11 protein-coding genes and 1 pseudogene are annotated in these 11204 nt (G+C 65.9%); 6 read left to right on the top strand and 6 right to left on the bottom strand.

From position 1 onward, the window contains the following. Window positions 1-73: 73 nt before the first annotated feature. On the top strand, window positions 74-1312 hold the full coding sequence (locus tag ETD83_RS34235) for an RNA-guided endonuclease InsQ/TnpB family protein (protein ID WP_230421368.1): 1239 nt from the start codon (window positions 74-76) through the stop codon (window positions 1310-1312). Window positions 1313-1404: 92 nt separating this feature from the next. Next, window positions 1405-1821, top strand: a pseudogene (locus tag ETD83_RS34230) (low temperature requirement protein A); the annotation flags it as partial. Here ETD83_RS34230 and ETD83_RS34225 read toward each other — a convergent pair. After that, window positions 1790-2164: a hypothetical protein gene (locus ETD83_RS34225; RefSeq protein ID WP_138649351.1), complete on the bottom strand. Its 375-nt coding sequence runs from the start codon at window positions 2162-2164 to the stop codon at window positions 1790-1792. The pseudogene ETD83_RS34230 and the gene ETD83_RS34225 sit on opposite strands and share 32 nt — an antisense overlap. Next, complete coding sequence (locus tag ETD83_RS34220; RefSeq protein WP_329603027.1) at window positions 2143-2550, bottom strand: ATP-binding protein; 408 nt, start codon at window positions 2548-2550, stop codon at window positions 2143-2145. Before ETD83_RS34220 ends, ETD83_RS34225 begins: the two co-directional genes overlap by 22 nt. Window positions 2551-2800: 250 nt before the next feature. Here ETD83_RS34220 and ETD83_RS34215 point away from each other — a divergent pair, with 250 nt between their 5' ends. The 4 genes from ETD83_RS34215 (at window position 2801) to ETD83_RS34195 (ending at window position 5572) form a co-directional block, all read left to right on the top strand. Then, the gene (locus ETD83_RS34215; protein WP_138649349.1) at window positions 2801-3616 is read left to right on the top strand and encodes a helix-turn-helix domain-containing protein; all 816 of its coding nucleotides are present in this window, start codon (window positions 2801-2803) and stop codon (window positions 3614-3616) included. Beyond that, on the top strand, window positions 3613-3792 hold the full coding sequence (locus ETD83_RS34210; protein ID WP_138649348.1) for a DUF397 domain-containing protein: 180 nt from the start codon (window positions 3613-3615) through the stop codon (window positions 3790-3792). The genes ETD83_RS34215 and ETD83_RS34210 overlap by 4 nt, the downstream gene beginning before the upstream one ends. Before the next feature lie 7 nt (window positions 3793-3799). Further along, window positions 3800-3976: a DUF397 domain-containing protein gene (locus ETD83_RS34205; RefSeq protein WP_138649347.1), complete on the top strand. Its 177-nt coding sequence runs from the start codon at window positions 3800-3802 to the stop codon at window positions 3974-3976. Between the two features lie 1125 nt (window positions 3977-5101). Then, window positions 5102-5572: an NUDIX hydrolase gene (locus ETD83_RS34195; RefSeq protein WP_138649346.1), complete on the top strand. Its 471-nt coding sequence runs from the start codon at window positions 5102-5104 to the stop codon at window positions 5570-5572. Between the two features lie 76 nt (window positions 5573-5648). Here the strand turns inward: ETD83_RS34195 and ETD83_RS34190 are convergent, their stop codons facing one another. The 4 genes from ETD83_RS34190 to ETD83_RS34175 form a co-directional block, all read right to left on the bottom strand. Next, entirely contained in the window at window positions 5649-6437 is a 789-nt protein-coding gene (locus tag ETD83_RS34190; protein WP_205718030.1) for a hypothetical protein, read from the bottom strand. A 334-nt stretch (window positions 6438-6771) separates the two neighbouring features. Next, window positions 6772-7899, bottom strand: coding sequence for a Kelch repeat-containing protein (locus ETD83_RS34185; protein WP_138649345.1), 1128 nt, complete (start codon window positions 7897-7899; stop codon window positions 6772-6774). A gap of 26 nt (window positions 7900-7925) precedes the next feature. Next, window positions 7926-9194 (bottom strand): hypothetical protein, encoded by a 1269-nt coding sequence (locus ETD83_RS34180; protein ID WP_138649344.1) that lies wholly within the window; start codon window positions 9192-9194, stop codon window positions 7926-7928. 23 nt (window positions 9195-9217) lie between these two features. Beyond that, window positions 9218-10303 (bottom strand): hypothetical protein, encoded by a 1086-nt coding sequence (locus tag ETD83_RS34175; protein ID WP_138649343.1) that lies wholly within the window; start codon window positions 10301-10303, stop codon window positions 9218-9220. Window positions 10304-11204: the final 901 nt, after the last annotated feature.

Here is an 11204-nt window from a genome sequence, read left to right as displayed (position 1 = left end):
GTGGTTGGGTGTTCCGCATCGCCAGTGGCGACGTTGAGTGATTTCGTCGGTGTAGACCGTTACGGTTCCGGTCATGCCCTCCACACCCGCCCCCGCGCCGGCCCCGACACTGGCGTCGGCTTCCGGTCAGGTGGATCGGGAGTTCGTCCGGTACACCTACCGGCTGCGGCTGTCCAAGCGCGCCCGGCGGGCGCTGTTGGCCGAGTGGGACCGGTGCCGGTGGGTGTGGAACCGGTGCGTGCAAGAGTCCAAGACGGCGTGGCGGGCGGGAGAGAAGATCGGCCCCGCCGCCTTGGACAGGATGCTGACCGGGTGGCGGGCCGAGCGGTCCTGGCTGCGGGCGGGCGCAAGTGTTGCGCAGCAGCAGATCATCCGGGACTTCGGCCGCTCCCGCGCCAAGGCGCTCAAGGACATCAAGGACCGGTTGCCGGTCCGGCAGCGGGCCGGGATGCCCAGGTTCAAGAAGAAGGCGCTGGCCGCGCCGTCGTTGAACTACACCGTCCGGGGCTTTCGCCTCAAGGACGGTGTCGTGCATTTGGCAGGGGGTATCCGGGTGCGGCCGGTGTGGTCGCGATCCCTGCCGGGCGTGCCGTCCTCGGTCCGGATCTACCGCGACAGCCTGGGGTGCTGGTACGCCTCGTTCGTGGTGCCCGCCCGGCCCGAGCCTCTCCCGGCCACCGGGAGGGTGATCGGGGTGGACTGGGGGGTGAAGGAACTGGCGACCACCACCAGCGACCAGCACGACCTGCCCCACCCGCAGTTCGGCACGCGCGCTGCGGCCCGGCTCGCCGCGGCGCAGCGCGCGATGGCCCGCCGCAAACCCGCACGCGGCAAGCCCGCCACGGCCGGGTACCGGCAAGCCAGACGGCAGGCCGCCAAGCTGCACGCCAAGGTCGCCCGGCAACGCACCGACCACGCCCGCAAATGGGCCAAGGCGGTGACCGCCGACCACGACCAGATCGCCGTGGAGGACTTTAGGCCCCGGTTCCTGGCCAAGACCACCATGGCCCGCAAGGCCGCCGACGCAGCGATCTCAGCGGCCAAACGGGAACTGGTCGCCATCGGCCGCAAACACGGCCGCGACGTCCGCCTCGTGGACCCCAAGCACACCACCACCGACTGCGCCACGTGCGGAGCGAGAACCAAGCACCGCCTGCCGCTTTCGGAACGCACCTACACCTGCACCACCTGCCGAACTTCCCGCCCCAGGGACAAGAACTCGGCGCACGTCATGCTCGTCCGGGCAGGTTTCGTCCCGGCTGCCGTTGATCGCACAAGACCCGACCGTCCGCAGGGCGGCCCGGCAGCGTGAGGTAGAAATCCCCGCACGTCTCATGAACGGGAGCAGGCCCCCGAACCCCGGGGAATCCCCTCCCTTCAGGGAGGGGAGGATTCAACCTCTGGTGGATCTACTTCTCCGAGCCCGCCGGCGAGGGGCTGGCCGCGCGCCGCGAATGGTCCTTCGTCTGGGGCTACGGCCACTACGTGATCTTCGCCGCGCTGGCCGCCGTGGGCGCCGGGCTGGAGGTCGCGGTCGTGTGGGCGGGCGACCACATCAAGGCGAGCGAGAAGGGCGTGATCACCGCCGTCGCCGTCCCCATCGCGGTGGTGCTCGTCATGCTGTGGATCCTGCACGCCCCCATGCGGCGGACGGCCGTCCGTCCCGAGCTGATCGGGATCACGGCCGCCCTGGCCCTGCTCACCACGTTCGCCGCCCCGACGCTCGGCGTCGCCGGGTGCCTGGTCCTCCTGGCGACCCTCCTGGCCCTCCTCATCGCCGCCACGATCGTCACCAGGTCGACGGGAAGAGCCGGTGCTTGAGCAGGCGGCCGACCTGCGCGGCGGCCGCCTCGGCGTCCCCGCAGAGGCACAGGTAGCCGTGCCGCCCGAACTGCGCCTCGTGGTAGCCCCACGTCCCACCGGAGGTGGCGAGGACACTGACCACCATGCCGACGTCCTTGGTCGCCCGCGCGTGAATCCACAGCAGCGGCACGGGGACGGCGAACTCCTCGCGTTGGTAGAACTTCATGAACCGCCAGCCCTCCGGCGCGAGCTCGGCGGCGAGATCGTCCAGGTAGCGCACCGCCGTCTCCCTTCCCCAGCGCGTCCGCAGGCGCAGCAGCCGCCGCTCGGCCCGGACGGCTAGATCCCGCACTTCGCCCACGCGACCTTCCCTCCTCCCGGCAGCGACCGCGTCCCCCAACTGTGCGCGAGCCCGGCCACCATCAGCAGCCCGCGCCCGCCGATGGCGGCGTGGTTCTCCGCCCGGATGACGGGCCGCCCGTCGCCGTCGTCCCGGACCTCGATCACCGGCAGGCCGTCGCACTCGTCCTGGAACACCCGCAGGACGATCGGCCCGTCCCCGTGCACCAGCGCGTTCGTGACGAGCTCGGAGACGATGAGCCGCCCGTCGAAGTCGTCCGCGATGCCCCACCCGGCGAACCGCCCGGCGAGAAACCGCCGCGCCTCAGCCGCTGCCTCCTCCCTGCGTTCGAGGACGCACTCACTCTCATCCCGCTCCTGAACGGCCTCTTTTGTGAATTCATACATCGCCACGCGCCATCCTCCTGTCCGATTTGCGGTGGAGGTGGCGAAAAGACATTCCGCTTTGACCGATTCGGGGGGAACTGTCAAAACGATCGCCTCGAACATCGCGACCTCCATTTCCGTCATCCCCTGGCCGAGCATCGCGCAAAGTGTCATGCTTATGAATGTGCACTCCACGCCATGAAGCAACCTCGGAGCATGACCCGGTATCCACAGGTCGTCATGGGTCATGACTGGTCATCGGGAGGACGAAATGCCGCAGCCCCCAAAGCGCCTCACCCCGTCGAACAGCGCCCTCGACCTGTTCGGATCAGAAGTCCGCAGATACCGCGTGCTCGCGAATTACAGCATCAAGCAACTCGCGGCCAAGATCCCCTACAGCCCGTCGTTCATCGGCGCGGTCGAACGCGCCGAATCGCACTGCGAACGCTCCTTCGCCGAACACTGCGACACCGTCCTCGACACCAAGCAGGCCCTGGCCCACCTCCACGACGGCCTCTTCGGCAACAAGAAGGACGGCTTCCCCGAGTGGTTCCGCAAGTGGCCCACCATCGAGGAGGAGTCCGGAACCCTCAAGGTCTACGAGCCCATCGTCATCTACGGTCTGCTCCAGACCGAGGACTACGCCAGCACCCTGCTGTTCGACGACCGCGAGGCGATCGACGCGCGGCTGAAGCGGCAAGACATCCTCACCCGCACAAGCCCCCAGCCGCCCCGCCTCATCTACCTCCTGCCCGAGACCGTCCTCTGGAACGACGTAGGCGGACCAGAGGTGATGCGCGCTCAGCTCAAGCGTCTGGTGGACGCTGTCAGCCCCCGCCTGAGCGTTCAGGTAGTCCCCAACGGCGGCATCCACCCCGCCAATCAAGGGACGTTTACTCTGGCCAGCCTCCCGGGCGGAGAGGAGATCGCTTACGTCCCGACTGCTGCGCGTGGCATCATGATGGACGCGCGCGAAGACATCTCCAGGCTCAAGGACAAGTTCGACGCGATCTGGACGCAGGCACTCCCCGCCCAACTGAGCATCGATCTGATTAACCGCACGATCGACGAGAGGTGGAAGACATGATGCGAGAACTTACTTGGCGCAAGTCGAGCTACAGCAGCAGCGACGGTGACCAGTGCGTCGAGTTGGCTGGCATGGAGACCAAAGTGGTCGTTCGTGATTCGAAGGACCCCCACGGCCCGGTTCTTGTCGTGTCCCGCGAAGCACTGCGTTTCGCCATCCGAGCTGTGGACGAGTGAGGCTGCCATGGGCGAGGTGACCTGGCGCAAGTCGAGCCGCAGCGGCAGCTCCGGCGGGGACTGTGTCGAGTTGGCCAGCATGGACAGCAAGGTGGCCGTCCGGGACTCGAAGGACCCGGACGGTCCTCTCCTCGTCGTCCACCCGGGCACGTTGCGCGAGGCCATCCGGGCGGCGGGCGAATGAGGATGCCCTGGAAAGGCGACCCGGTGCAAGTCCCGCGCGGAGGTGGGTCACTAGAGGAGGTGCATGGGGGGTGACGGTGACTACGAGCAGCGCGGATTACGGTGCTCAATCGCCTAGGCGCGGGTCTGTGCCGATTGAGGAACTTGCCCGGCGCAAGGGTGTTCGGCCAGTGGAGTCGGTGGAGGACATGGCCCAGGACGGGTTCTTTGAGTCGGACGAAGAACTGGATGAGTTCCTCGCGCACGTGTACGCCTCCCGGCATGCCGACCTCGGGTAGTGCATGAGGTACGTCGTCCTGGACACGGACATCTCGTCTCGTCTCGTCTCGTCTCGTCTCGTCTCGAAGCATCAAGCGTCTTGGATTCCGATGAGGACGTATGTCGGACGTGGGGACGTATCTGCGCGTCGGCTCGTCAGCGCGGCCGCCCCGGACCGGTCAATGATTCTTGGATCGCTGCCTGCTGTGTGGCGCGTGGCCTGGCCCCTGGCGACGCTCAATCTCAAGGATTTCGAAGATTTCGCCGAACACGAGCCCCTCACTCTCGTCACGGCCTGAGAGCCGCCGATTCTTCTAGGCAGGCCACGCGGACCGGCGCGACCATTCCGCCCGCCGGACCGCATGGACAGCCTGATGAACCTGTACGGCCGTTGCGGGGCCGTCGCCGCGCCGTGCCGCGTACGCCAGCAGGTGAATGAGCCGGGCCATGCGTCGTGCTTGCGACCAGCTCCCAGCACGCCGAAGACAACGGCCAGGGCGACGTCGACGCGTATCGTCGCGGCGAGCGCAACTCGGACGGGCTTGGCGCGACCGGCGCTCATCTCCTGCGTGCCCCAACTCGGCACCCAGGATGGCCCGAGGGCCGTGGGTCTTCCGGGCCGGTGCGGGAACGTCGGCACGATCAGACCGGCCGCCATCAGCTGATGACGCAAGGTTCGGGCGGCCGACGCGTCCAGGACGCCGGACACGTCGGAATAGCCGCTCGCCATCGCCTCGGCCCACCAGCGGCCGCTGGACCGATCAGCGTCGCTACACGACCGCTCCGGTAGTTCACGATCACTGTGGCCGGACCGACGTCGACGGCGCGAACGTGTTCGGGAACGGCCAAGTGGTCGAGGAGTGGAGCCATGGCGCGCACTGAGTATTATGACGATCCGGCCGCGCCGGTCCCGAATTCGATGGTCGTAGCCGCGTCGGCTGTGGTCTCCAATGAGCGCGGCGAAGTGCTCATGCAGCGCCGGGCTGATTCGGGGCTGTGGGCGCTGCCGGGTGGGGGGATGAATCTGGACGAGTCGCTGCCGGGCACGGCCGTCCGGGAAGTCAAGGAGGAGACCGGTTACGACATCGCGGTCACGGGGCTCGTCGGTACCTATACCGATCCGCGCCACATCATCGCCTATTCGGACGGCGAGGTTCGCCGGCAGTTCAATGTCTGCTTCAGGGCTCGGCTCCTCGGAGGCGAACTCCAGGTTAGTGATGAATCGCTTGAGGTTCGTTGGGTGCCGGTTGCGGAGCTGGACGACCTGCCCATGCACCACACCCAGCGCTTGAGGTTGAGTCACTACCGCGAAGGGCGAGACACGCCCCACCTCGGTTGAGGTGCGGCTTTACCTGGTCGCTGGACGGACGGTCGGTAGGGAGGCCGGGGTCGCTGGACCAGCGCGGGCCGGGGATTCACCAGCCGTTTTGGAAGAAGGCGTGGAGAGCCGGTGTCGGGTCGGCTGCGGTGGTGGTGTTCGCTACGGCGACGACGATCCCGGCCAGTGCAAGCAGGGCTGAGAGGACACCGAACGATCCCAGGACTCGCCTGGTCCGTCTGTCTGACCGCTCCGTCCGCGCGAACCACCTCCACAGGACCGCGCTGACGGCGATGAGGGCGGCCGCCACGATCGCGGCGATCACGGCCATGGCCACGTGGTAGCGGGCGAAGTCGTCAATCATCAATTGCAGGGCGGGTGCGGTGTGACCGTCCGTGCCCGGGGAGTCGGCCAGTTGCCGCCGGATCTGATCGAGTGTGCCGGTGAGTTGGGCGTCGGTCGCATCCGCTGTCAACATCGGCAGCATGGAGGCGTAGGGGGCGACCACGCCCTGGAGGTTGGCCATCACTGCCACCAGTGAGAACAGCGCGAGCATGGTGACGAGAACGCCGGTCGAGGCCAGCGCGACGCTCTTTCCCGTCCCGAGACCGTCGGCCTTCGCGAATGTCTTCCAGACACGGACGCCGAGCGCGACGAGCACGATCAGCAAGAGCGCGGCAATCGCGGCTTTGGCCAGGTGATAGCGGAACCAGTAGTCGACGACGCTTTCCATGCCAGGGGACAGATCTCGATCGCCGGAACTCCAGTACCCGGTGAACGACGTCCGGAGAGCTTCGACGAGGTCCCGCTCACCGGTGAAGCCGCTGCCCGGCCCGACGCCCGCCAGGAAGCGAGGGGCGACGACGAAGGCGGCGGCCAGCGCCACCGCGAGGACGGTGAGTATCGCAGGGGTGCGACCGGGAACACCAGCCGGGCGCATCGGGGCTGCAAGAGCTGACATGAGGATCCTTAGAGCGATAGCGGGCGGGCCCTCCATGGAGCATGTCGCTCCGAGGACCGGCCCACATCGCTCCCCAGCGTGATCCGGCATCAGTGCCTGGTGTGACTTCTCTTCACCCCGCCCTCAGCCTCACGAGCCGAGTTTTTACGAGCTCAAATGTCCGCCACCATTGCCATTAACGGCCGGTTGGTCGTCCACCCGGCCATGTTGCGCGAGGCCATCCGGGCGGTGTCCGTGCCGGTTGAGGTGGACGGAGCGGTCAGACGTCCGGATAGGAGACGGTGATGCGGATGCCTTCTGAGGTCTGCGCGGGGACTCCGGGACGGCAGTTCTGCCCGCCCCATGAGAGGATCTCTGAACCCGTCCACACAGCCGTCGTTCCAGCGCCGCAGTAGCCGTCCTCCCGGCCGAACCGACCCTCGATTTGCTGCAGGGTTCGTTTCCCCGGGTCATATGATTCGACTCCATTCGGGGAATAGTTCAGCAGGGAGTGACCCGTCCAGGCGGAAAGGTGGGCTTGGGGATCCATGCCGGGTGAGATCGGCGGGTGGAAGGCCGTGGCGTTCACTGAGCCGGTGCTGCTCCACATTCCCCGAGGGGAGAACTGGAGCACCTCGGTCCTGTCGCCGCCGCTCAGAGTCACCAGCAGCCGATTGCCGGACCAGGCGAGCCCGATGCCGATTGGTGCCTGGTCCACGGGAGGTTCGGGAAGCTCCCGCATTTCGCGGGCGAGCGGCTGTACCTCGGTGATGTCCAGGGCGCGGGTTCGGCGGTCGAAAGTGAGGGCGTACACCCCGTGATCTCCGGCGACCAGGTCGTACACCTGGTGATCGAGTGTGGAGGCGGTCCATTTCCGCGTACCGGGAGTGTAGGTGAGCAGGGTTCTGCCTGGGTTCTGTGCATCCGTCCCCCATCCGGAGCCGCCGCCGACCATCAGCAGTCCTCCGTACCAGACGCCTTTGCCGTATTCGCGAGCGTTGCCTTTGGGCGCCGACGGGAGCCGGTGCCACCGGTCGTTGGCGGGATCGTAGGCGGCTCCGTCCAGGATGCTCCCGGTGCCGGCGGCACGGCCACCCCAGACGATCATTTCTCGCCCGGTCCAGACGGCGATGTGTCCGCTGCGCGCGCCGAGGGGAGCGGGGGCGATGCTTCGCCATCGCCGGGCAGCGGGGTCGTAGGCGGCCCCGTCGGCGAAGTAACGGAGATCCGTCTGCCCACCGGCCCTGCCTCCCCAGTAGATCATTTCCTTTCCGGTCCACACTGCACTCCCACGCTCCCGCGCCTTCAAGGGACCTGACGGGAGCGCCTCGGCGGTGAGCCGCACCGTGCCTGAGGTGGGTGCGGCCACGCTCTGCCTGTGCAGGTCGACGAGCAGGTAGCCGGTCACGAACAGGAATCCGGCGGCCCAGATGCTCAACTCGCGCCGCGAACGCCGATCGATTCGAAACATTCGTCCACCCTGTCCATGGAGTGATGGGACCGCCGGTGGGAAACGACCCAGACGGCTTTCCTATCCTCGAATTGCTGTCGAACCAGGTTCTGCGGAGTTACCGAATCCGTGGGTGAGGTGACGACACAGAACCGGGCCATGTGCGGGAGCCGAGGTACCTGCCGCCGAGCTGGTCGGCACGGAAGATGCCACGCGGCGAGCGCGTCCGCCACCGATGTCATCCGTTTCAATGGTCGTGGCCACGGACCCAGTACCTGACACGTCTCATCGAAGATCGCCAGTATTCCCGGTGAGACAGAATCCTGGCCGTAGCGCTGCCAAAGTTGATGAGACAGGTTATGGGTCACTTCGCCTCCGAATCGGGCAGCGACATCTGTAAGCCGATCGTCATCGAGGTAGCCCAGCTCGATCAGAGCCGAGTATGAATCGAATCTACTGGAGGCCGTGCCCCGGCTCAAACCGACGGCTTTCCTGCCTGGCAGGACGTCGATGGAAAGCCGGTTCAGCAGTCTTGATCTCGCTTCGACCAGGGCCGTTCCGGTTACCCCGACCGGGAACGGCCGCGCTAGGACGACCCAGTCGAAGCTTCGTCCACTCAGATAGCTCAGGCGCACTGAACCGAACGAGAAGCCTGCAAACGCATTGACCCGGAGGGACTCCCGGCGTTCGATCTCCGTGAGGAACACGGGATAGAAGTTGGGACTGAATCCCCAATGCCCGTGGGCCTGCCCGAGGTCGCAGTCGTGTACGAGTCGGGTGCCCGCGGATGCTCCGCGCTCCGGCCGGTTGCGGACGGTCCGGTAGTAGGTCCGCAGCGCGGCGTCGCAGCTATCCCCGACGGAGTTGATCACCCACGGTTCTTCCAGGAACAGCAGATTGAACCGGTCTCCCAACCCCGGATGGGCGGTACGGAACCGGGCCGCGTTGTCGCCTTGCGCGAGAACCGATCCACCGGGTCCCCCCAAGTCGATGATCGCGGTCTCTGCGGTCGGATTCCCTGCGCGTAGCAGTGAATAGCGTTGAATCCGCGTTCCGACCTGGATGGCCTTGCACGTTCCGCGAACCGCGACAATGGCGCAGGCGTCATCCCGGATATGCATGCTCGAGCCCCACTGCCCCTTATGAGGACCCGTGGAGCCGCCCGTGAGCAGCAGTGCCAGGAGCAGGCAGGCGAGACAGCGGCACACCCGGTCATTGTCGCCGCGGGTGTGCCGCCATCGGTTGGTCGCCATGAACGGTCAGCTTGCCGGTCCGGTCACCAGCCGGCGTCCTTGTTGGTGAGCTTGTGCTGGCTCTCCAGACAAATCCCCAGATCGCCCTCCTCGCAATAGGTCAGCTCCATCCAGCTGTAGTCGGCGAAGTCCGGCTTAGTGGTGACGTTGTTCGGGTCGTACTTCTGCGCGCTGTCGAAGTCTCCGGCCACGTCGAGACGCATCTGGCCCTTCTGGGATCCGCTGAAGTCGATGCCGATCATCTTGGTCGTGGCGTCGATGCGCAGTTCGTTGGTTTTGCACGCCCCGCTGAACGGGATCGTGATGCTGCCCTCGACGCCGGCATACGATCCGCCGAGGGTCATAGTGGCACCGTCCTTGCACTGGGTGCTCGGGCTGGTCGGCGCCCACTTGTTCAGGTTGATGACGCGCGACTCGGTGCCCTTCCACGGACGCGACCGGATAGTGAAGTCGGTGGTCTTCACGTCATGTCCGAGGGCGGTGTGCCCTTCGGCCGGTGTCCAGAGCGCCCAGCGGTTGTAGACCCAGTGCTGGGTCTTGGGCTGGTTGAACTTCTCGTAGCAGGTCACGAGTTGGTTGTCGGCGTTGTCTCTGGTCGGGTATTTCGGCTTGAACCAAACTGTCGCGCAGTTGTTGTTGATCTTGGTCATGTTCTTGGTCTGGACAGCGGAGTCGTATCCGGTGCCGCCGCTTCCTTCGTCCGGGGTGCCCGGTGCGTCCTTCACGTCGTCGAAGGTGATGCCGACACCGAGTTTGCCGCCGGTCTCACCGGTGACCTGGCCGAGTGAGATGTTCGCCGGGACCCGTGCACCGTCCCATGCGACGGTCATGTCTGTGCCCCGATGCAGGGGATTGGGGACCGTGGCGATCTGCACCTTCTCCTCGTTGACCAGCCGTCCGATTCTGGCCTGGCTGTCGAGGTAACGCTGGACGTAGCCGGCGTCGTCCCTGACCAGCGTCGCATTCTTGGTCGCCTTCCTTAACGCCGTGGCGTCGATAGTGGCGTACTCGACCCTTACGGGAGCATGCGCGGCTTCAGCGGCATTGGCGCCTCCTGCCATGGCCTGTAGGAGAGCGGCGGAAACGGCGGCCGCCAGCGAAAGACTCACGGCACCGATCCATTTTGCCCTGCCTGAGCGGTGGACCATCATTTTTCCTTTCGACGAGGGGCAACGTCAAAAGTAGAACACCCATGGCGTCGTCGATCTAGATCAAGCCAGTATATGGAGTGATCACCATCAGTGATCATTATGCTTCCGAAGTGCGTTGATCATCACCAGTGCACTCTTGGCCGTAATCGGCCACCAGCAACCAGACTGGAAACTAGAAAGTTAATTTTTGGTAAAGAGGTCAGATAGCTGCGCGGCATGGACCATTCGCCGACGGTAAAGCTGATGCAGGTCAACTGAGCGTCGCAGCGGCACGCACAGCCTGGACCGGCGGGTGGACCAGATTCGGAAGGACCGGAGGTGGGCGATGTCTCCTGGACACGCGGAGCACCTCGATGTAGCCGCCTTGGACGTCGCGCAGCCGGGCCGTCAAGTCCTCGACCTCTCCGGTGGCGCCACACCTGCGGCACCAGGTTTCTTATGTCGTCGTGGGACGGTGGCTGCGCGGCGTGCTCGATCTGGGTGACCTTCGTCTGGCCTCATCCCGCCCCGCCCGCAGGTGCCTTGGCGGTCTTTTCGGCATCGAGGCGGAGTTCAAGGAGCCGGCGGCCAACTCTTCCCGGGTGGCATGCACCGAGGACGATGGTGATGGCGAAGGCATCTGTGCACAGCCTGATCACGGACCGGTACCCGGAGAACGTCACAGGTGCGTGATGAGTCCCTGGAGGCCCATTGGGTGCCGGTCGAGGAACTGGAAGACCTGCCCATGCATCACACCCAGCGCTTGAGGTTGAGTCACTATCGCGAAGGGCGAGAAGCGCTTCACCTTGGTTGAGAAAGGGCTTCTCCTGGTCGCCGGACTGCCGGTTGGTTAGGGGGTGGTCATTTCGTAGTTGGGGAG

Source organism: Actinomadura soli (assembly GCF_005889715.1).
In the GTDB taxonomy this organism is placed as follows: Bacteria; Actinomycetota; Actinomycetes; order Streptosporangiales; family Streptosporangiaceae; genus Spirillospora; species Spirillospora soli.
Note: the sequence above shows the minus strand (reverse complement) of the source record. Positions and strands in the feature narration are given on the sequence as shown.